The organism is Sulfitobacter sp. D7, from assembly GCF_003611275.1.
In the GTDB taxonomy this organism is placed as follows: domain Bacteria; phylum Pseudomonadota; class Alphaproteobacteria; order Rhodobacterales; family Rhodobacteraceae; genus Sulfitobacter; species Sulfitobacter profundi.
The window spans coordinates 1,607,840-1,627,870 of sequence record NZ_CP020694.1 but is presented as its reverse complement, the minus strand read 5'-3'; the positions used below and the strand labels follow the sequence as shown (position 1 = coordinate 1,627,870).

At 62.0% G+C, this 20,031-nt stretch carries 18 protein-coding genes; 9 read left to right on the top strand and 9 right to left on the bottom strand.

Annotated features, from left to right (window positions below; translation table 11 throughout):
- Positions 1–6: 6 nt before the first annotated feature.
- The 6 genes from B5M07_RS07900 to B5M07_RS07875 form a co-directional block, all read right to left on the bottom strand.
- Positions 7–570: a methyltransferase domain-containing protein gene (locus B5M07_RS07900; RefSeq protein ID WP_254693979.1), complete on the bottom strand. Its 564-nt coding sequence runs from the start codon at positions 568–570 to the stop codon at positions 7–9.
- Positions 571–642: 72 nt separating this feature from the next.
- Complete coding sequence (lpdA, locus tag B5M07_RS07895) at positions 643–2,037, bottom strand: dihydrolipoyl dehydrogenase (RefSeq protein ID WP_120350895.1); 1,395 nt, start codon at positions 2,035–2,037, stop codon at positions 643–645.
- Between the two features lie 97 nt (positions 2,038–2,134).
- Positions 2,135–2,734, bottom strand: a complete 600-nt coding sequence (locus B5M07_RS07890; protein ID WP_067626556.1) for a DUF924 family protein — start codon at positions 2,732–2,734, stop codon at positions 2,135–2,137.
- Between the two features lie 65 nt (positions 2,735–2,799).
- Complete coding sequence (locus B5M07_RS07885; RefSeq protein WP_067938394.1) at positions 2,800–4,134, bottom strand: MFS transporter; 1,335 nt, start codon at positions 4,132–4,134, stop codon at positions 2,800–2,802.
- A gap of 72 nt (positions 4,135–4,206) precedes the next feature.
- A complete protein-coding gene (gene queA / locus B5M07_RS07880) occupies positions 4,207–5,271 on the bottom strand; it encodes a tRNA preQ1(34) S-adenosylmethionine ribosyltransferase-isomerase QueA (RefSeq protein WP_120350894.1) in 1,065 nt (354 codons plus the stop codon).
- Positions 5,272–5,315: 44 nt separating this feature from the next.
- Positions 5,316–8,657 (bottom strand): YhdP family protein, encoded by a 3,342-nt coding sequence (locus tag B5M07_RS07875; protein ID WP_120350893.1) that lies wholly within the window; start codon positions 8,655–8,657, stop codon positions 5,316–5,318.
- A gap of 108 nt (positions 8,658–8,765) precedes the next feature.
- On the opposite strand from B5M07_RS07875, the gene B5M07_RS07870 reads away from it, so the two are divergent.
- From B5M07_RS07870 to B5M07_RS07855, 4 genes are all read left to right on the top strand, one after another.
- Complete coding sequence (locus B5M07_RS07870) at positions 8,766–9,239, top strand: peroxiredoxin (protein WP_120350892.1); 474 nt, start codon at positions 8,766–8,768, stop codon at positions 9,237–9,239.
- Positions 9,236–10,054, top strand: a complete 819-nt coding sequence (locus B5M07_RS07865) for a ferritin-like domain-containing protein (RefSeq protein WP_120350891.1) — start codon at positions 9,236–9,238, stop codon at positions 10,052–10,054. Before B5M07_RS07870 ends, B5M07_RS07865 begins: the two co-directional genes overlap by 4 nt.
- 205 nt (positions 10,055–10,259) lie before the next feature.
- On the top strand, positions 10,260–11,588 hold the full coding sequence (locus B5M07_RS07860; protein WP_067623553.1) for a M23 family metallopeptidase: 1,329 nt from the start codon (positions 10,260–10,262) through the stop codon (positions 11,586–11,588).
- The gene (locus B5M07_RS07855) at positions 11,578–12,078 is read left to right on the top strand and encodes a bactofilin family protein (protein ID WP_120350890.1); all 501 of its coding nucleotides are present in this window, start codon (positions 11,578–11,580) and stop codon (positions 12,076–12,078) included. The genes B5M07_RS07860 and B5M07_RS07855 overlap by 11 nt, the downstream gene beginning before the upstream one ends.
- Positions 12,079–12,159: 81 nt before the next feature.
- On the opposite strand, the gene B5M07_RS07850 is transcribed toward B5M07_RS07855, so the two are convergent.
- The 3 genes from B5M07_RS07850 to B5M07_RS07840 form a co-directional block, all read right to left on the bottom strand.
- Positions 12,160–13,128: a DUF3179 domain-containing protein gene (locus B5M07_RS07850; RefSeq protein ID WP_120350889.1), complete on the bottom strand. Its 969-nt coding sequence runs from the start codon at positions 13,126–13,128 to the stop codon at positions 12,160–12,162.
- A 98-nt stretch (positions 13,129–13,226) separates the two neighbouring features.
- Complete coding sequence (locus B5M07_RS07845; protein WP_067623546.1) at positions 13,227–13,781, bottom strand: peptidylprolyl isomerase; 555 nt, start codon at positions 13,779–13,781, stop codon at positions 13,227–13,229.
- Positions 13,774–14,280: a peptidylprolyl isomerase gene (locus B5M07_RS07840; RefSeq protein WP_067623544.1), complete on the bottom strand. Its 507-nt coding sequence runs from the start codon at positions 14,278–14,280 to the stop codon at positions 13,774–13,776. Before B5M07_RS07840 ends, B5M07_RS07845 begins: the two co-directional genes overlap by 8 nt.
- A 127-nt stretch (positions 14,281–14,407) precedes the next feature.
- Here B5M07_RS07840 and B5M07_RS07835 point away from each other — a divergent pair, with 127 nt between their 5' ends.
- The 5 genes from B5M07_RS07835 to B5M07_RS07815 all read left to right on the top strand — a co-directional run bounded on the left by B5M07_RS07835 (position 14,408) and on the right by B5M07_RS07815 (position 19,976).
- Entirely contained in the window at positions 14,408–15,586 is a 1,179-nt protein-coding gene (locus tag B5M07_RS07835; RefSeq protein ID WP_120350888.1) for a phosphoglycerate kinase, read from the top strand.
- 121 nt (positions 15,587–15,707) lie between these two features.
- The gene (locus tag B5M07_RS07830; protein WP_067265383.1) at positions 15,708–16,007 is read left to right on the top strand and encodes an FtsB family cell division protein; all 300 of its coding nucleotides are present in this window, start codon (positions 15,708–15,710) and stop codon (positions 16,005–16,007) included.
- A gap of 196 nt (positions 16,008–16,203) precedes the next feature.
- Positions 16,204–17,211: a pyruvate dehydrogenase (acetyl-transferring) E1 component subunit alpha gene (pdhA, locus tag B5M07_RS07825; protein WP_120350887.1), complete on the top strand. Its 1,008-nt coding sequence runs from the start codon at positions 16,204–16,206 to the stop codon at positions 17,209–17,211.
- 4 nt (positions 17,212–17,215) lie between these two features.
- Positions 17,216–18,607, top strand: a complete 1,392-nt coding sequence (locus tag B5M07_RS07820) for a pyruvate dehydrogenase complex E1 component subunit beta (RefSeq protein ID WP_120350886.1) — start codon at positions 17,216–17,218, stop codon at positions 18,605–18,607.
- Between the two features lie 10 nt (positions 18,608–18,617).
- On the top strand, positions 18,618–19,976 hold the full coding sequence (locus tag B5M07_RS07815) for a pyruvate dehydrogenase complex dihydrolipoamide acetyltransferase (RefSeq protein ID WP_120350885.1): 1,359 nt from the start codon (positions 18,618–18,620) through the stop codon (positions 19,974–19,976).
- The last annotated feature ends 55 nt before the right edge of the window (positions 19,977–20,031 follow it).

Sequence of the window (20,031 nt, the reverse complement as noted above, 5' to 3'; positions counted from 1 at the left end):
TAGCTCTCAGTTCTTCTGGGCCAGCGCCCAAGCGCAAAGCGGCATTTCGGGATCGTTAGTCAGGTCATCCGTGTTTTTATCGAAACGCGGCGGCCAGTCGGGTTCAAGATTGCGGGCGGCGGCGGCACGGTTACCCCATTGTCGCGCGATGACCCGGCTCTCGTCGAAGCCGGCTTCGATCAGCAAGTTCTTCAGCCCCCGTGCGGACCAGCGCGAATTGTCATTGGGGGCCGCATGAAAGGGGATGAAAAACGGAACAGCGATCCAGAAATACCCGCCCGCTCTGAGCATCTGTTGCACATGGGCCAGCGACGTATAAGGCCGGTCAAGATGCTCCCAGACCTGATTGGCGAGGATCAGATCAAACTGCCGCACGGCACTGATTTCGGGGTCGGTAAATGGACCTGCGCAGATGTCATAAGCCGGGTAGCCAAACTGGATATAGCTCTTGAATGCGAAGCGCTTACCGAACCTGCCAGAGATTTCGGCGGCATCCAGCGTCGCCGGGTTCAAACGGCCAATCAGCCGACGGCTGCTGCGGTGCATGACGACACGGTTAAGGCTGACCACGACATGGCTCCCGACGGATTGGCCAAATTGCGGCGGGGCGAGGCGCGGTCAATGCACCCTGCCCCGCCCGCGTTACATGTGGATCACGCGGTCAAAGGCGTCGAGCACGGATTCGTGCATCATCTCGCTGAGTGTTGGATGCGGGAAGACGGTGTTCATCAGGTCTTCTTCGGTGGTCTCCAACTGGCGGCCCACGACGTAGCCTTGGATCAGCTCGGTCACCTCGGCCCCGACCATATGCGCGCCCAGAAGTTCGCCAGTTTTGGCATCAAAGATGGTTTTCACCAGCCCTTCCGGCTCCCCCAAGGCCACGGCCTTGCCATTGCCGATAAAGGGGAAGCGACCAACCTTGATGTCATAGCCTTGCTCTTTGGCCTTCGCCTCGGTCAGGCCGACAGAGGCGACCTGCGGGTGGCAATAGGTGCAACCGGCGATGCTTTCGGGTTTGACGGGATGTGGTTTCTGGCCCGCGATGAGTTCGGCCACCATCACCCCTTCATGGCTCGCTTTATGCGCAAGCCACGGCGCACCAGCGATGTCGCCGATGGCATAGAGCCCGTCGACACCAGTGCGGCAATATTTGTCCGTCACCACATGGGTCCGGTCAACTTTGACGCCAAGTTCTTCCAGGCCCAGAGCTTCGGTATTGCCGACAATGCCAACCGCAGAGATCACGGTGTCGAACTCAAGCTTTTCGACTTTGCCGTCACGTTCGATATGGGCGGTAACCTTGTCGTCCGCACGGTCGAGTTTCTTGACCGTGGCCTTTTGCATGATGGTCATGCCCTGCTTCTCAAACGCCTTCTTGGCGAATTTAGAGATTTCTTCATCTTCTACTGGCAGAACACGGTCCATCACCTCGACCACGGTCGTGTCAGCGCCGAGTGTGTTGTAGAAGCTGGCGAATTCGATCCCGATGGCGCCGGAGCCGATGACCAGCAGCTTCTTGGGATCATGGACGGGCTGCAAGGCGTGGCGGTAGGTCCAGACGCGCTTGCCATCCGCCTCGAGCCCCGGCAGTTCGCGGGCGCGGGCGCCGGTTGCCAGAACGATATTCTTGGCCGTCAACTCTTCGCTGCCCTTGTCAGTTTTGACAGAGACCTTGCCCTTTGCCGGGATCGAGGCTTCGCCCATGAAGACGTCGACCTTGTTCTTCTTCAGCAGATGTTTGACCCCGCCTTCCATCTGCTTGGCGACGCCACGCGAGCGTTTGACCACCGCTTCGAGATCATAGTCGATCTTATCCGCTGCCAGACCAAAGTCCTTGGCGCGGTGCATCAGGTGAAACACTTCGGCAGAGCGCAGCAGCGCCTTGGTGGGGATACAGCCCCAGTTGAGGCAGATGCCGCCCAGATTTTCTCGCTCAACAACCGCGACCTTCAGGCCTAGCTGTGCGCCACGGATGGCGGCGACATAGCCGCCCGGCCCCGCACCGATCACGATCAGATCAAAGGATTTGGCAGCCATGGCAAGGACCTCGCGTTAGGGTTTGCAAATATAGTTTACCGCTAAACCATATTTGCAATCGCCACAACCACGCGAATTTACCCTGCCCTGCCGAAGCTCAGGCCGCTTGCAGATTTTCACGCAGCTGTTTGACGGTCCGGCCATATCCGCCCTCGTCGATATAAGAGGTCTCCTGCGCGGTGAAACTGCGCGACAGCGCCGCGTTTCGGTAGGGAAAGCGGCCAAACTGACGGATCACTTCGCGGTGCGCGCGGGCGTGCAGCAGGTTGCTGCCATTGCTTTCCGGCATCCGTTCGCACATCAAACGCACGCAACGGTCCTGATCGCAGAGGTTCTCTGAATGCATCAGCGGCAGGTAGAAAAACTGCCGCTCGGGCGCTTCCACGCGCATGTCCCAGCCCTTCTCGATCCCCAGCTTCGCGGCCGCGAGCGCGATACGATCGCTGGCAAATGCCTTGCCGGTATCGCGGAACATATTGCGCGGGAATTGATCGGTCACGATCAAAAAGGCCAGCGCGTCGGTAGGATTGGTCAGCCAATGGTTCAGCTTGCCCGCCTCTGCCTCACTCCAGAGCCCCTCGAAACGGCTGCGGATCTCGGCGTCCAGCGCATCGGAACTATTGTACCATCCCGCCGGACCCACGTCCTTGAGCCAGAAATTCAGTACATCTTGGGGTTCTGCATTTGTGGCAGCCATCCCGCACACTCCTTTGCCGTCATCTGGGCGTTTCGTTAAAGTTAAGAACGTCTTACCCCAAAAGCCTAGTCACGTTTTATGTCATCCGCGACATCGTTATCGCTATCAGGGGCGTTTTTGTCAGCTTCGGCGTTTTCTTGGGCAGCTTCTTCGGCGGCTTCCTGTTCCGATTCAATGGCATACTCTTGCGCGATTTCCACGGCCACAGCGGTGGCAGAGGGGTAAATCGGCACGTAGTTGCCCGTTTCGTCCACCGGAACCGCAGCACGCTGCGTCTTACGGTAGGAAGCATAGCCGGCCAGCGCGGCAAAGAGCACGGCGGTAAAGAGGTAAAAGCCCCCCGGCCCCAGAGCCGTGCCCATCATCCAACCGGTAATCACCGGGCCGAGGACGGCACCTAAGCCGTTGATAAACAACATCCCACCCGAGGCCGCGGCCATATCCTCTTGTTCGAGGAAATCGTTGGTATGGGCCATGATCAGCGAGTAAAGCGGGTTCGACATGCCGCCCACAACAAAGGCCGTGGCGAGCAAGATCGGGAAAATATGCCCCAGCATCATGCCGACCATGGAGCCCGCGCCACCGATCAGCGCGGTGATGACGATCAGGCTGCGTCGGTCCATCCGGTCAGAAATCCAGCCGATGGGATATTGCAGGATCACCGAACCGACAAAGAAGGCCGCCACGAAAAGTGAGATCTGCGCGACGCTCAGCCCTGCCTCGGCACCGTAAACCGCCGCCATCCCGAACTGCGCCGAGAAAACACCGCCCAAAAGGAACATGCCGACACAGCCGAGCGGAGAGGTCTCCATCAGGGTGCTCAAGCTCATCGGTTTGGTGGTGCCGAAGGGCGGTGTGGGGCTGATCGACAGCAGGATCGGCGTGACCGCGATGCTCACCAAAACCGAAGGAATGACAAAGAGCACAAAGCCCGACGGGTCAGCCGTCAGCAACAGCGCTTGGGCGATGACGATGCCGAGTGTTTGCACGATCATATAGGCCGAAAGCGCCTGCCCCCGGTTCTCGTTGGTGGCGGCATTGTTGAGCCAGCTTTCAGCGGTCACGTAAACAGCCGAGAAACAAAAGCCGATCAGCACCCGGCCCAGCGACCAGACGATGGTATTGGGGAATGTCGGGTAGAGGATCATCACCGCCGAGATCAGCGAGGCCAGCGCCGCAAAGACCCGCACGTGGCCCACACGCCGGATCATCCCCGGCGCCATCCGCGACCCGCCTAAAAAACCGACGAAGTAAGCCGACATGACGATCGACATTTGCAGGGTCGAAAACCCTTCGATGCCGCCGCGAATACCCAGCAAAGTGCCCTGCATGCCGTTGCCGACCATCAACAGGCACATGCCCAGCAATAGCGCCCATGCGCTTGAAACCACTTGAATCATCGGTCAATTCCTTGTTCGCCCAAGCCCTCCCATGGACGGCAATCGCAGGCTAGTCACCCCCTAGAACGACATTCAAGCGGGTTTTTGCGCCTCAGGCAGCAGAAGAGAGGAATCGCCGTATGAAAAGAAACGGTATTTTTCGGCGATGGCATGGGCATAAATGTCTTTTACCTGCTGCACGCCCATCAGGGCCGAGACCAGCATCATCAGCGTGGATTTGGGCAGGTGAAAATTCGTCATCAGCCCATCGGTCACATTGAAGTCGAACCCCGGCGTGATGAAAATATCGGTATCCCCTTCCCACGCCGCGATCTGCCCGCCGCGCGCCGCTGTTTCGATCAGGCGCAGCGCGGTGGTGCCCACGGGGATCACGCGCCCTCCGGCGGCACGGGTGGCGGTGATCTCTTTGGCGGCCTCGGCGCTCACCCGGCCCCATTCGGCGTGCATTTTGTGCTCGGAAATGTCATCGACCTTGACCGGCAGGAAGGTGCCCGCCCCGACATGCAGGGTGACATGGCTAAAGGTGACCCCCTTAGCCGCCAGCGCCCCGAGCAGCGCTTCGTCGAAATGCAGCGAGGCCGTGGGGGCCGCGACCGCGCCTGCGTGGCGGGCAAAGACGGTTTGGTAATCCGTCATATCCTGCGCGTCAGCCGCGCGCTTTGCGGCGATATAGGGCGGCAGCGGCATGGCCCCGGCCGCGTTCAGCGCAGCATCGAAATCATCACCTGTGCAGTTGAACCGCAGATGCCCTTGCCCGTCTTCCACCGCCTCAAGCGTGGCGCGCAGATCGTCGGAAAAGACGACTTCTTCGCCGATTTTCAGCTTGCGCAGGGGTTTGATCAACGCCGACCACGTGCCATCGCCGCGTGGCTCTAAAAGCGTGACTTCGATTTTGGCCTGCACCGCCCCTTGGGCCGAGGCACGGTGGCGCAGCCCAGAAAGCCGCGCCGGGATCACGCGGGTGTCGTTCAGCACCAAACGGTCGCCGGGGCGCAGCCAGTCTGTCAGGTCGGTCACGCGGCGGTCATGCAACTGATCCCCCGCGGCCACCAGCAACCGGGCGGAGCCGCGCGGATTGGCGGGGCGCGTGGCAATCAATTCCTCGGGCAGGTCGAAATCGAAATCGGAGAGCTTCATCGGTCGGCGTTCCTATTGGTCTGGCAGCATAGGTCGCCCGGCGCTTAGCGGTCCTCTGGCACCCGGGCAACCGGATTCGCTTGGCCCTGCACCGCCGGGGGTGTTGGGGGCGGGCGGCGGAACAACTCGCGGAACATGCCGGGCGTGAGCGCCGAGAGCGGATTGACCGAGACGCTCGGCTCTTTCGCGGCACCGGTCAGACGGTAGTTGAACCCGATCAGCCCCTCGCCCTTGCGGGTGAACAGCGACCCGATCCCGTTGAACATGTAGACCGGAGAGATCACGCCCTGCATGTCGATCAACCCACTGTCGAGCGCATAGACCCCATCCATCGACAGCCCCAAGGACGCGCCCACGGCGCTGGCCTCGGTCAGGGTCAGGCGGTTCGGGGTCAGGCGAAACTTCGCCTCCACATCGTCAAAGTAAATGCCATCGCCGTTGAGTTCGTTGATCAACCCCACGACCGAAATGGCATTCACCAGCGCCGCGATCCCGGGCGCGTCTTGAATGGCGACATTGCTGACCTCAAGCTGCCCATCAAAGGCCCCGCCTGACCCGACAGGCAGCAGGGTAAGCGACAGATTGCCCCCGACGACCTGTTTCACCAGCCCGGCCGAGCGCAGTATCCCGCCCGCATCATCCGAGACCACGCGCACCGCGCTGCGCCCGCCTTGGGGCAGGACACGCCCTTGCACAGGCGTGCCGCCGTTGAGCCGCGCGGTAAAGGATCCGTCCATCCCCTTGGCCGTGTCAAAGGTGCCTGCAAGGTTCGTGAGGTAAATCGTATCGGTGATCTGCAACCGGTCCAGCGCCACGCGCATCGGCGGTCCGGCTTGCCCCCCGGCCCCGCCAAACTCCGCCCGGCGCATGTCCAGCGTGCCGCCGCCCAGCACCACCTGCACCGGATTGCCCTTGCCACGCCCGATCAGTTGCACGGGGATATCAAGCCAGTCGCCGCGCCGCAGCCGGTCGATCCGCACGCGGTCCAACGCGCCGCCGGGTTTCAGGTCGATGGAGCCTGCCACCCGCAGCCCCGGCGCGTTCAGTTGAAAGGCGTCGATGTTCGGCGTCTCGCCCAACCGTCCGGCCAGCCGCAATTCGCCTTTGGTCGCCGGTGCTTTGGACCACGATAGCTGAGGCACGGAAACGCCCAAGCCCGCCAAATCGCTTCGCAGTGAAAACCGCGGTGCCGCGCCTTTCTTGAGGTCCACCGCAATCTGTCCGCTGCTCTCCCCGCGAAGGCTGCCGGGGGGCAGTGCGACGCCAAAAGCTTCGAGCCCGGCAGGAGTCAGCGCCACTTGGGCAGTCAGCCTGCTTTCGTCAGAGCCGGGCGCAATCGCCTGCGACCATTCCCCGTCGAAACCCACGCCATCGATACGTCCTTCGCCGCCGATGGTGATCCGATCATTGCTGGCGGTGATGGCCAGTTTGCTGGCCTGAAGGCTGCGGTTCTTGACCAGCGTATCGGTCGAAAGCGACAGCAAATCCCCCGCGAAGTGATAGCGCACATCTTCGGGCTTGCCGCCCTTTTTCAACGGCAGCGCCAGCGTGCCCTTCAGCACTGCCTCCCCATCCGCAAGCGTCACCGGCAGCCCGGCCTTGTCCATCACCCGCATCGGCGGCTGGTTCAGCAGCGACAGCGCGGCGGTCAGGGTTGACCGGGTATTGAGCCGGATCACCGAAGGGCTGCCGTCTTTCACGCGCACATCCGGGATGATGAAAGACGACCCATCCAGCGTCACCGCCCCGCCCTGCGGCGCGATCACCTCGCCTGCGTCCACCGTGACGACAAGACGATTATCGAGCAGGCTCATATGGCCGCTGCCGTCGGTGATATGCGGCAGGGTTTTCAAAAACCGCACCTCGGCCCCGGCGTAGTCGAAGGCCACATAGGTCTGCGGCACCTGCCCCGGTGCCATGCGCAGCGCCAGATCAAGGTTGCGCATCCGGCCTGAATGAAGGTTCTCGTCCAGCCATTTGCGGGTCTTGGGTTTCACCCCCTCGGGCCAGAGCGCCAGCAGACGCTCCGGGCTCAGCCTGTCCATGCGCCCATCTAGCGACAGGTTCCAGCCCTCAGGCTCGGCCACAAGCGCCCCATCAAGGCGCAGGCTACGGCCCTGATCGCTGATCTCCAAACGGCCCAGTTTCAGGCGAAACGGGTTGAGGCTGAGTTCAAAGTCGATATCCGCCTGATCCAAGGCCACCGTCTCGGGGTAGACTTCCGCCGGATTGGCGCGCAGATCGCGTAAGGAAAACTGCCCCACCATCCGCCCCGGAATGCCCCCCGTGACATCGCCCAGTTGCGAAGTGCCGGTGATGTTGCCCGACACCCAAGGGCTGTCGAGTGACATCTCGTCAAAGCGCAAAAGCTGGCGCGCGGGGTCATAGCTGAAGTAGCTCTGCGCCCCATCAAAAGGGATCGGCTTGGTCTGTGAGTTGGGCTGCAACACGCCTTTGCCGATTTGCAGCGATGCGTTGATCGGCGCAAAGCGGCCCGCGCTGTCGATCCCGCTGCGCACCGCGCCCGAAATATTGGCGCGCAGCACCTCTAGCCATGAAAACGCAGGCCCCTGTGCTGCGATGTCGCGCGCATCGATCCCGTCGAATGTCACACCAAAGGTCGCGGCATTCTGGCCGATGCGGCTGCTGTAATTCGCGGTGAGCGTGGCCACATCGGCCCCACCGCTCAGCACCGCAAGATCGGCCGACAGGTCAAGCTGATCGCCGCTGCGCGACAGGCGCAGCCGCCCGCCATCGCCGGTCCAAGCCCGGCCCGCGCGGGCATCCTCGAACCGCAGGGTCAGGGCGCGCAGCTCAACCGAGCGTAGGGCCGAGAGCGCGGGTGCTGCCAGCACCTCGTCGATCTGACCGATGAGTTGCGGCAGGGTCGCGGCCTCACGCTCAGGCGGGGCGATCCCGGCCCCGGCAGAGAGGCTCACCCGGCCATCCGCCCCCCGGCGCAGGTTTGCCACCACGCCTGAAAGGGAAATCGCCCGCGGCTGTGCCACACCGCGCAGCAGTGACCGCATCGACAGGCTGGCCTTGAACTCATTGAAACTGACGATCTCGTCGCCTTCGGGGGTGGTGACAAAGATATCTTGCAGCCGCACGCGCGGCCGCCAGCCTTCGTCGACGACGAATTCCATCGCGCCGAAATCCACCCGCGCCTGCGGCAGCGCAGTCGCGATCCGCGCCTCGATCCGCTCTTGCACCCAAAGCGGCGCGGGGATCGGACGCCCGGTGAAATAGACCGCCGCCCCCGTCGCCAGCGCCGCCAATAGCACCAACACCACAACCAATGCGATCCCCGCGCGGCGGCGCGGCCTGCGGCGGGACGACCCTTCGCCGTCTGGCGCAGGGGGGCTGGAAGGGGATGGGTCGCGCATCGGGCTCCGGTTCGGATAGGGCGGCTTTCGGGGGCGGCTTTGACGTTGTCAAATCAGATGCAGTATGACAGCCCTGAACGACCCTTCACAAGCCAAAGGAACCGCCCCATGTCGCAGATCGGACCCCAGCCCGGCCAACCGGCCCCGGATTTCACCCTTCCCGTGACTGGCGGTGGCGAGATTACGCTGTCTGCGCAGCAAGGCGGCCCCGTGGTGCTGTTCTTTTACCCGCGCGATGACACGCCCGGCTGCACCAAGGAATCGATCGGCTTTTCCGAGCGGCTGTCGGAGTTTGCCGAGGCCGGTGTGCAAGTCTTTGGCATTTCGCGCGACAGCATGGACAAACACGATAAGTTCGCCGCCAAACACGCGCTGACCGTGCCGCTGTTGTCAGACACCGATGGCGCGGTGACGGAAGCCTATGAGGTCTGGGTCGAGAAGAACATGTACGGCAAGAAATCCATGGGCATCGAACGCGCGACCTATCTGATCGACGCGACAGGCCAGATCGCGCAGGTCTGGCGCAAGGTGAAAGTGCCCGGCCATGTCGATGCGGTGCTGGACGCGGTGCGCGGCGCATGATGCCGCTGGCGGAAATGGCCGAGGCGGTGCTGCGCACAGCGGATGGGCGCGAAAAGACCGCACTGTCGCGGAAATTCGCAGCGGAATGGCTCTCAGCCCGGGCCGAGGGAGCGCGCCCCGAGGTGGGCCGTGCCGATCCGCCGCTGCACCCTGCCCGCCCCGCCCAGCCCGAATTGCTCAGCCCGCGCGAAGTGCCTCGCCGCCGTCCCGGCACGCCTGAGGGGCGCGCGGCGCTGTTGCATGCCGTGGCGCATATCGAATTGAACGCCGTGGACCTACATTGGGACGTGATCGCGCGGTTTTCGCATGTGCCGCTGCCCTTGGGGTTCTTTGACGACTGGGTCAAAGCCGCGGATGACGAATCCAAACATTTCAACCTAATGTGCGACTGTCTTGAGGAAATGGGCAGTCATTACGGCGCCATGCCCGCCCATGCTGGCATGTGGCGCGCAGCCGAAGACACGGTGGACGATCTGATGGGCCGCCTTGCCGTGGTGCCCATGGTGCTGGAGGCGCGCGGACTGGACGTGACGCCGGGCATGATCAAGATTTTCCGCAATGCGAAGGCCGACAGTGCCGTGGCAGCCCTTGAGACTATTTACGCCGAAGAAGTCGCCCATGTCGCCTATGGCAGCAAATGGTTTCACTTCCTTTGTGGCCGCCATGACGAAGACCCGAAAGACCGGTTTCACGCCCTCGTGCGCAAGTATTTTCACGGCGATCTGAAGCCGCCTTTCAACGAAGAAAAACGCGCCGAGGCGGGAATCCCGCCCGATTTCTACTGGCCTCTCACGGCGGACGGGGGCCCAAGCTGATCCGGCCATAAAACAGCAAGTGCTTGGTATCGGCGGTTTTTTGCCAATGGCAAAGCGCTTTTTCCGGGGCGAATGGGGGATTGCCGCGCAGGCGCGGGCCGCTGCGGGTCAATAGGGTTGCCCCATTCGCGGGCACTGGCTATTGACGTTGGGCGCGGGCTGGGCGAGCCCTCCGCGCCGACGGGACGGGACAAAGGACGACAACGTGCGCACACGGATTGCCATCAAGACGCATGCTCTGCTTGAGCATTATTTTCCCGAACGCCGCGTCTTTTTGAAATCCGACAGCGATACACGTTTCATCCGCCTGCGCCCCGGCACCCAGATTATCGGGCTGGCGGGGTCGGCCTTCCTCGTGTCTTGGGCCATCATCGCCACGGCGATCATTTTGATGGACAGCATCGGCTCGGGCAACTTTCGCGAGCAGGCCAAACGCGATCAGCGCACCTATCAGGCGCGTCTGAACGAGCTTTCCGCGCAGCGTGATCTGCGGGCCGAAGAAGCACTGGCCGCACAAGACCGCTTTAACGCCGCGCTCACACAAATTTCCGTCATGCAATCCGAACTGCTGGCGTCAGAGACCCGCCGCCGTGAGTTGGAGACCGGGATCGACGTGATCCAATCCACTCTGCGCGACACGATGAAAGACCGCCAAAAGGCCCGGCTGAAGCTGGCCGAATTGGAAGGCAGCCTTGAGAACGGTGAAGCGGGCAGCCTGCGCGCCGATGCCGATCAAGCGCCGGTCGATTTCCTTGCCCAAGCTCTGGCACGCACCGCGGCAGAGCGCGACAAAGTTGTGGTCGACGCGCAGGATGCGCTGCTGCAGGCCGATGAAATGGCGCAAGAGATCGCGTTGATGCGCGATCAGAACGACGCGATCTTCCGCCAGCTTGAAGAAGCGATGAGCGTCTCTGTCGCCCCGCTCGATAAGATGTTCCGCAGCGCGGGCATGCCGACCGACCGTATCCTCGCCACCGTGCGCCGCGGCTATTCCGGCCAAGGTGGCCCGATGACGCCGCTGTCCTTCACCACCCGCGGCGAAGAGCTTAGCCCCGATACGCTGCGCGCAAACCGTCTGCTGAACCAGATGGACCGGTTGAACCTTTACCGCATCGCCGCCGAAAAAGCGCCTTTTGCGAACCCGGTCAAAAACGCTTTCCGCTTCACCAGCCAGTTCGGCTATCGCCGCGACCCCAAGACAGGTGGCCGCCGGATGCACAAGGGCGTCGACTTTGCCGCTGGCATGGGCACGCCGCTTTATGCGACCGCCGATGGTGTGGTGATTCACGCCGGCTGGTCCTCGGGCTATGGCCGTTTGGTCAAGATCCAGCACGAGTTCGGGATTGAGACCCGTTATGCCCACATGTCCAAGCTGCGCGTGAAAGTTGGTCAAAGAGTCTCGCGCGGGCAGCATATTGGTGATATGGGAGCATCAGGACGGGTCACCGGTGTCCATCTCCACTATGAAGTCCGCGTAGGTGGCAAGGCTGTTAACCCCATGATCTATATCAAGGCTGCAAACGATGTTTTCTAAAAGCAAAATCAACGATCCCGCGCCCCAGGATGCAGATGCGTCCAAACCGGCACCTTCCAGCGCTTCGACGGCCCCTGCGCCCTCCAAGCAGAGCGAGTTCAAGGCCAGCGCCCCCAAGGCGAAACCGCCCGCATCCGTTCTGTCTTCGGACCTGCATGTGACCGGCAACATGAAGACGACGGGCGATGTTCAGGTTGAAGGCACTGTTGAGGGCGACATCCGCGCGCATCTGTTGACCATCGGTGAAACGGCGACGATCAAAGGCGAAGTGGTTGCCGATGACGTGGTGATCAATGGCCGTATCGTGGGCCGCGTGCGTGGCCTCAAGGTACGTCTGACATCGACCGCACGGGTTGAGGGTGACATCATCCACAAGACCATCGCGATCGAATCCGGCGCGCATTTCGAAGGTTCGGTGCAGCGTCAGGACGATCCGCTGAACCCCGGCGCAAAATCCGCTCCGGCGCAGAAGCCGAACCCGGCGTCCTAAGACCCGCGGTCGGTTCACAGCATTCACGGGCGTCGCAGGAAACTGCGGCGCCCGTTCTCATTTCGGGCTTGCGGCGCGGGCTTAACGCGCCAGCATCCAAGTGCCATTTGGCCAGAAGGCATCAAAGGCGAAGGCAAACATCACATCATGCGGCACGTCGCTGCCGGCGCTGTCACGCACGCGGATGCTGCCCACGTCACGCCCCTGGCCGATCTGCCCCGCGTCCAACGCCGAGGCCTGCCCTGCCCGCCACGAGATCGTCACACCGGCCTCACGCACCTCGCCTTCCTCGGCCAGGCGGTTGAGCCGCCACGCCCGGTCTCCCACACGCACCACGCGCTCTAGCGGTGCAATTCCGTGCGGCGGCTGCGCGCCGTCGTAGAGGAAGGGTTTGGCCGAAGAATCATAGTTCCGGTAAGGGTTGCGGCCATAGTCGCGGTTGTAGGAAGGTTCCTCCATCACCAGCCCGTCGGGGTATCGCGCGGTGAAATCGGCCCAGCTTTCCAGCCAGCTTGGGAGGTGTTTTAGCTCGGTGCCCGTCAGCGCCCCCACGATGGCGCGGCCTTCGGCCTGTTGCCACCAGCTTTGGGTCTCGCGGTCATACATTACCATGTCGGAATGGCGCAGCTTCCCTGATACGCCAAAGCGCAGCACCTGCCCCGCGACGCGGCGGTCAAAGACCAGCGCAGAGTTGCACAGCGGGCAAAAGGTCACGGCGATGGGCTGGCCATTGACCCTATCGTTAACAATCTCATGCCATGTCAGATAGCGGATCGGATAGGCGCGCGGTTTGGCACCCTCTATCGCGACCGTGATGACTGGCTCGCGCGGGGCGATGCGGGTTTCGGCGCGCGCGGCTTTGAAACCCGGTGCATCGAGTGCCGGGATGCCATCCTTGGGCGGCCCGCCCGAGATGATCTCGGACCAATCTGTGATGCTTGTTTTGGAAAAATCGGTCTCAGGCCATTCCCCCTGCCAGCGGGCGGGATCGGCGAGAAGACTGTTGGCCGCAAGGCCAAGGCTTAGAACGATGGCGCTTAATTTTATCATGGCCCGAGCGTGCCGCATGCGGGGGTGAGCAAGCAAGCCCACCCCACGCAATCGGGAACAGATGTTACTCGGTCCCCGATGCGACTTGGGGCCGACGGTTACTCGGTCACAGTGACCTTTTGCATCACGTCCGGCGTGCCGACAACGGCACCGTTAGGGCCGGTCCCGCGTTTGATGGCGTCGACCACGTCCTGACCTTCGGTGACCTTGCCCACGACAGTGTACTGACCGTCAAGGAAGGGGGCTTCGTCGAACATGATGAAGAACTGACTGTTGGCGCTGTTCGGGCTCTGGCTGCGGGCCATGCCCACGACGCCCTTCTCATAGGCGATGTCCGAGAACTCCGCCTCAAGGTCGGGCTTGTCGGAGCCGCCCATGCCAGCACGCGCGGTGTCGCCATCGGCGCGGCCAAACTGCACGTCGCCGGTCTGCGCCATGAACCCGTCGATCACGCGGTGGAAGACCACCCCGTCATAGGCGCCTTCTTCGGCCAGTTCGGTGATCTGCGCGACATGGGCGGGTGCCACATCTTCCAGCAGGTCGATCTTGACGGTGCCATTGGCCTCGCCCGCAACTTCGATCTCAAGCCCGGTGGCCATGGCCGCCGAACCGAGGAGCGCCAAAACGGCGCTGGTGCCTACGAGCTTACGCATCTGCGGCCACCTTGACGGAGATCATGCGGTCGGGGTTCGCAGGCGGCTCGCCCCGTGTGAGCGCGTCGACATGTTCCATGCCCGAGATGACTTGCCCGTAAACGGTGTACTGACCGTTGAGGAAATCATTGTCCTTGAAGTTGATGAAGAACTGGCTGTTGGCGCTGTCGGGGTTGGCCGAACGAGCGGCGCCGATGGTCCCACGCGCGTGGGGAACCTTGGAGAATTCCGCGGGCAGGTTCGGCAGGTCGGAGCCGCCGGTGCCAGCCGCACGCAGGTTGAAGTTGTCTTCCATGTTGCCGTTGGCCACATCGCCCGTCTGGGCCATGAAACCTTCGATCACGCGGTGGAAAGCCACGTTGTCGTATTTCCCGGCGCGGGCCAGTTCTTTCATGCGCTCGACGTGCTTGGGCGCAAGGTCAGGCATCAACTCAATAGTGACGGTGCCGCCTTTGAGTTCCATCAGGATGGTGTTTTCGGGGTCTTTGATCTCGGCCATTGGGCAATCCTTTGGTTTGTCTTTGCCAGATACCTAAGGAGCTTGGCCGCGATTGCCAAGCCGCGCATTGACCTGAGCCAAGATAACAGCAAAACACAGCGCAACGGATTGGATTGGGAGAAGACCGATGGGCTGGAAGTCACTGGACGATATGGAACTGGACGGCAAGCGGGTGCTTTTGCGCGTCGACATCAACGTACCGGTCGAAAATGGCCGCGTTACCGATGCCACACGGATCGAGCGGATCGTGCCCACGGTGACCGACATCCTGTCGCGCGGCGGCAAGGTGACGCTGCTGGCGCATTTCGGACGGCCCAAGGGCAAGGCCGTGGACGAGATGAGCCTGAAACAAGTCCTACCCGCGCTGGAAAAGGCATTGGGCCGCGATGTGGCTTTCGTCTCCTCGCTGGATGCCGCTGCCGAAGCGCAGGGTGATCTGCAACTTTTGGAAAACATCCGCTTTTATCCCGGCGAAGAAGCCAATGACGAAGGTTTCGCCCGCCAACTGGCCGCGCTTGGCGATATCTATTGTAACGATGCCTTCTCTGCCGCCCACCGCGCCCATGCCTCGACCGAGGCGCTGGCGCGGCTGTTGCCTGCCTGCGCGGGCCGTTTGATGCAGGCGGAACTCTCGGCGCTTGAGGCAGCCCTCGCTAAGCCTGAGCGTCCTGTTGGCGCTGTCGTTGGGGGGGCCAAGGTCTCGACCAAAATCGCGCTTTTAGAAAACCTCGTGAACCGGCTGGATGTTCTGGTGATCGGCGGCGGCATGGCGAACACTTTCCTCGCCGCGCTCGGTGCTGATCTGGGCAAGTCGTTGGAAGAGCCGGATTATTACGACACGGCCAAAGACATCATGGCGCAGGCCGAAAAGGCGGGCTGCCGGGTGATCTTGCCGGTTGACGGTCTGGTCGCGCGTGAGTTCGCCAAAGGGGCCGCGCATGAGGTGGCCCAGCTCGGCCCCGATGCCAGCCTCGCCAAAGACCAGATGGTGCTGGATGCGGGCCCCGATACGGTCGCCTTGGTCGAAACGGCTTTTGCCGGGCTGCGGACCTTGATCTGGAATGGGCCGATGGGGGCCTTTGAAATTCCGCCTTTCGATACCGCCACCGTCGCCGCGGCCCGCGCAGCAGCGGTCAAGACGCGCGAAGGCACGCTGACCTCGGTCGCCGGGGGCGGTGACACGGTTGCCGCGCTAAACCAAGCGGGCGTGGCGGATGATTTCACCTATATCTCAACCGCCGGGGGCGCTTTCCTTGAGTGGATGGAAGGCAAAACCCTGCCCGGCGTTGCTGCTCTGGGCGGCTAAGCCGCGCAAAATCGTGATTTCGCGCTAAAAACAACGGGTTTCCCGCAATTGTGGGATTCCCATGTCGAATCGCCTGTGTCATACTGATGTCACGTCCGCCAAGAGACGCAGAGGCAGAACCATGACACGCAACACCCGTCCGGCTTTCGGCACATTGCTGTTTTTCGCAATCGCTTTTGCGCTGAGCCTGTATTTCACCTTTGCCGCCGTGCAAGGGGATTTCGGCCTGTTCCGCCGGACCGAGATCGTGGCCGAGAACCAAAAGCTGAGCGACCGTCTGGCCGAGGTCCGCGCCGAGGTTGCGCGGATGGAGAACCTGACCCGTCGCCTGTCGGACGATTACCTTGATCTTGATCTCTTGGACGAACGCGCGCGCAAGGTGCTGGGCATGGTCCGCACCGATGAGATCGTCATTCGCTGACCTTTCGCCCCTGATCGCCCTGCCCCGCGCCTGCGGCCTTGCAATCACTTAAAATCTCTGGCCTCCTTCGCCTTGTCAGCCGTGGCGCGCGCGCCACGTCACAAAGTCTCTCGCAATCCATTCCGGAATGCGCTAGGGAATAGTTTAACGCTAAACTACTTTTGGCACCTGACCAAAGCCGACGGAGGAGACGTCCATGGCCGCGAGGAAATCGAGCAAGAAACCCAATGTCTCTGCGGAGGAGCTGACCAGCTACTACCGCGACATGCTGCTGATCCGGCGGTTTGAAGAGAAAGCCGGACAACTATACGGCATGGGGCTGATCGGGGGGTTCTGCCACCTCTATATTGGGCAAGAAGCTGTTGTTGTCGGCCTTGAGGCCGCCGCCGAAGAAGGCGACAAGCGCGTCACTTCCTACCGCGATCACGGCCATATGCTGGCCTGTGGCATGGACCCGAACGGCGTCATGGCCGAGTTGACGGGCCGCGAGGGTGGCTACTCCAAGGGCAAGGGCGGGAGCATGCATATGTTCTCGAAAGAAAAGCATTTTTACGGCGGCCACGGCATTGTCGCAGCGCAGGTGCCGCTCGGCGCGGGGCTGGCCTTTGCCGATCAGTACAAGGGCAACGGGCGCGTCACTTTCACCTATTTCGGCGATGGTGCGGCGAACCAAGGTCAGGTCTATGAGACCTTTAACATGGCCGCCCTTTGGAAGCTGCCGGTGATCTTTGTGATCGAGAACAACCAATACGCCATGGGCACATCGCAGCAGCGCTCGACCTCCTCTGCCGAGATTTGGGAGCGCGGCAAAGCCTTTGGTATCCCCGGTGAGGCCGTCGATGGGATGGACGTGCTGGCGGTGAAAGAGGCCGGTCAAAAGGCCGTGGCCCACGCCCGTGAGAACGGGCCGTATATTCTGGAGATCAAGACCTACCGTTACCGTGGCCACTCCATGTCCGACCCCGCGAAATACCGCACCCGTGAAGAGGTTCAGAAAATGCGCGACGAGCGTGACCCGATTGAATCGGTCCGTACCCTGTTGCTGGAAGGCAATCACGCCAGCGAAGAGGACCTCAAGGCCATCGACAAAGAGATCAAGAAGATCGTGAACGAGAGCGCCGATTTCGCCAAGGAAAGCCCGGAGCCCGCGCTTGATGAGCTCTGGACCGATATCTACGCAACCGAAGTTCCGCAGGAGGCCTGAAGCAATGGCAACCGAAATTCTCATGCCCGCCCTCAGCCCCACCATGGAAGAAGGCACGCTGGCCAAATGGCTGGTCAAGGAGGGCGACGAAGTCTCCTCTGGAGACATTCTGGCTGAAATCGAGACCGACAAGGCCACGATGGAATTTGAAGCCGTCGATGAAGGCACCATCGGCAAGATCCTGATCAGCGAGGGCACCGAAGGCGTCAAGGTGAACACCGCCATCGCCGTGCTGCTGGAAGAAGGCGAAGATGCCTCCGACATCGACACGGCAAAATCCGCCCCCGCCGAGGCCAAAAGCGACGACGCCGAAGCCAAGTCGGGCGACAACGACGACAGCGACCGCGCCACCCCCGCCGAAGGCAAGAAACAGCCCGAGCCCGACACCAGCCCCGACTGGCCCGAAGGCACCGAGATGAAGCAGCAGACCGTCCGCGAAGCGCTGCGTGATGCCATGGCCGAAGAGATGCGCCGCGACGAAGATGTCTTCCTCATGGGCGAAGAAGTCGCGGAGTACCAAGGCGCCTATAAAATCACCCAAGGGATGTTGGACGAATTCGGCCCCAAACGGGTGATCGACACGCCGATCACCGAACATGGCTTTGCCGGGATCGGTGTTGGTGCGGCCTTCGGCGGTCTGCGCCCGATTGTTGAGTTCATGACCTTCAACTTCGCCATGCAAGCGATGGATCAGATCATCAACTCCGCGGCCAAGACGCTCTACATGTCCGGCGGCCAGATGGGCGCGCCCATGGTCTTCCGTGGCCCCAACGGTGCCGCCGCCCGCGTTGGCGCGCAGCACTCTCAGGACTATGCCGCGTGGTTCATGCAGATCCCCGGCCTGAAGGTCGCGATGCCCTATTCGGCGAGCGATTATAAAGGCTTGATGAAAACCGCCATCCGTGACCCGAACCCGGTGATCTTCCTTGAGAATGAAATTCTCTATGGCCGCAGCTTCGACGTGCCGGATATTGAGGATTACACCGTGCCCTTCGGCAAGGCTCGCATCTGGCGCGAAGGGTCGGACGTGACCATCGTCAGCTTCGGCATTGGCATGACCTATGCGTTGGAAGCGGCTGAGAAGCTGGCCGAAGAGGGTATCGAGGCCGAAGTCATCGACCTGCGCACCCTGCGCCCGATGGACACCGACACGATCCTGAAATCGGTCATGAAGACCAACCGCTGCGTCACCGTCGAAGAAGGCTGGCCGCAGGGCTCGGTCGGCGGCTACATCAGCGGCGTGATCATGCAAGAGGCGTTCGATTACCTCGACGCTCCGGTCATCACCTGCACCGGCAAGGACGTTCCCATGCCCTATGCCGCCAACCTTGAAAAACACGCGCTGGTCACCACCGACGAGGTGATCGAAGCCGTGAAATCAGTCACCTACCGGTAAGGAGCGGATCATGCCCACAGAAATTCTCATGCCCGCCCTATCCCCCACGATGGAGGAAGGCACGCTTGCCAAATGGCTGGTCAAGGAAGGCGACGAAGTCTCCTCTGGTGACATTCTGGCCGAGATCGAGACCGACAAGGCCACGATGGAATTCGAAGCCGTCGACGAAGGCACCATCGGCAAGATCCTGATCAGCGAAGGCAGCGAGGGGGTGAAGGTCAACACCCCGATCGCCGTACTGCTCGAAGAAGGCGAAAGCGCCGACGACATCGACAGCAGCGCCGCTCCGGCCAAGGAAGAAAAACCGCAGGCCGAAGCAGCGCCCAAAGCCGCAGAGGCCGAGACGCCCGAAGCAGGCTATGGCCGTGGGGCAACGGAAGCGAATGAGGCGACGGGCAATAGCGAAAGCAAAGCCCCCGCCGCACCGAAAAGCGATAAGGGCGAGCGTATCTTTGCCTCCCCCCTCGCCCGCCGGATCGCCGCCGACAAGGGGTTGGACCTGTCGCAAATCGACGGCAGCGGCCCGCGCGGTCGGATCGTCAAAGCGGATGTCGAAAACGCACAGCCAACTGCGGCGAAATCCGAAGGCGCCGCGCCTGCCAAAGATGCCGCCCCGGTCGCCCAAGCCGCGGCAACCGGCCCATCTGCCGATGCGGTCGCCAAGATGTACGAGGGCCGGGAGTACGAGGAAGTCACCCTCAACGGCATGCGCAAGACCATCGCCGCGCGCCTTACCGAGGCCAAGCAAACCGTGCCGCATTTCTACCTGCGCCGCGACATTCAGATCGACGCGCTGCTTTCCTTCCGCAGCGATCTGAACAAGCAGTTGGAATCGCGGAGGGTAAAGCTCTCGGTCAACGACTTCATCATCAAAGCCTGCGCGCTGGCCCTGCAATCGGTGCCGGATGCCAATGCCGTCTGGGCCGGTGATCGCATCCTCAAGCTGAAACCCTCGGATGTGGCCGTGGCCGTGGCGATCGAAGGCGGTCTCTTCACCCCCGTGTTGCAGGACGCCGACACCAAGTCGCTCTCGACCCTCTCGGCGCAGATGAAAGACCTTGCCACCCGCGCCCGCGACCGCAAACTGGCGCCGCATGAGTATCAGGGCGGCAGCTTTGCGATTTCGAATTTGGGAATGTTCGGCATCGACAATTTCGATGCGGTCATCAACCCGCCGCATGGCGCGATCCTTGCCGTGGGCGCTGGTGTCAAAAAGCCGATCATCGGCAAGGATGGTGAGATCACTGCAGCGACGGTCATGTCCGTGACCCTGTCGGTCGACCACCGCGTGATCGACGGTGCCCTCGGTGCGCAGCTGTTGAATGCGATTGTCGAGAACCTCGAAAATCCGATGATCATGCTGGCCTAAAGCCCGCACCCTCGAAACGAAAAAGCCGGGGCATGCCCCGGCTTTTTTTATTGCA

What these genes read in the sequence shown, in the direction of transcription:
- lpdA (WP_120350895.1), bottom strand. Translation starts at nt 2,037, where the DNA reads ATGGCTGCCAAATCCTTTGATCTGATCGTGATCGGTGCGGGGCCGGGC.
- B5M07_RS07890 (WP_067626556.1), bottom strand. Translation starts at nt 2,734, where the DNA reads ATGGCTGCCACAAATGCAGAACCCCAAGATGTACTGAATTTCTGGCTC.
- B5M07_RS07885 (WP_067938394.1), bottom strand. Translation starts at nt 4,134, where the DNA reads ATGATTCAAGTGGTTTCAAGCGCATGGGCGCTATTGCTGGGCATGTGC.
- queA (WP_120350894.1), bottom strand. Translation starts at nt 5,271, where the DNA reads ATGAAGCTCTCCGATTTCGATTTCGACCTGCCCGAGGAATTGATTGCC.
- B5M07_RS07875 (WP_120350893.1), bottom strand. Translation starts at nt 8,657, where the DNA reads ATGCGCGACCCATCCCCTTCCAGCCCCCCTGCGCCAGACGGCGAAGGG.
- B5M07_RS07870 (WP_120350892.1), top strand. Translation starts at nt 8,766, where the DNA reads ATGTCGCAGATCGGACCCCAGCCCGGCCAACCGGCCCCGGATTTCACC.
- B5M07_RS07865 (WP_120350891.1), top strand. Translation starts at nt 9,236, where the DNA reads ATGATGCCGCTGGCGGAAATGGCCGAGGCGGTGCTGCGCACAGCGGAT.
- B5M07_RS07855 (WP_120350890.1), top strand. Translation starts at nt 11,578, where the DNA reads ATGTTTTCTAAAAGCAAAATCAACGATCCCGCGCCCCAGGATGCAGAT.
- B5M07_RS07850 (WP_120350889.1), bottom strand. Translation starts at nt 13,128, where the DNA reads ATGATAAAATTAAGCGCCATCGTTCTAAGCCTTGGCCTTGCGGCCAAC.
- B5M07_RS07845 (WP_067623546.1), bottom strand. Translation starts at nt 13,781, where the DNA reads ATGCGTAAGCTCGTAGGCACCAGCGCCGTTTTGGCGCTCCTCGGTTCG.
- B5M07_RS07840 (WP_067623544.1), bottom strand. Translation starts at nt 14,280, where the DNA reads ATGGCCGAGATCAAAGACCCCGAAAACACCATCCTGATGGAACTCAAA.
- B5M07_RS07835 (WP_120350888.1), top strand. Translation starts at nt 14,408, where the DNA reads ATGGGCTGGAAGTCACTGGACGATATGGAACTGGACGGCAAGCGGGTG.
- B5M07_RS07830 (WP_067265383.1), top strand. Translation starts at nt 15,708, where the DNA reads ATGACACGCAACACCCGTCCGGCTTTCGGCACATTGCTGTTTTTCGCA.
- pdhA (WP_120350887.1), top strand. Translation starts at nt 16,204, where the DNA reads ATGGCCGCGAGGAAATCGAGCAAGAAACCCAATGTCTCTGCGGAGGAG.
- B5M07_RS07820 (WP_120350886.1), top strand. Translation starts at nt 17,216, where the DNA reads ATGGCAACCGAAATTCTCATGCCCGCCCTCAGCCCCACCATGGAAGAA.
- B5M07_RS07815 (WP_120350885.1), top strand. Translation starts at nt 18,618, where the DNA reads ATGCCCACAGAAATTCTCATGCCCGCCCTATCCCCCACGATGGAGGAA.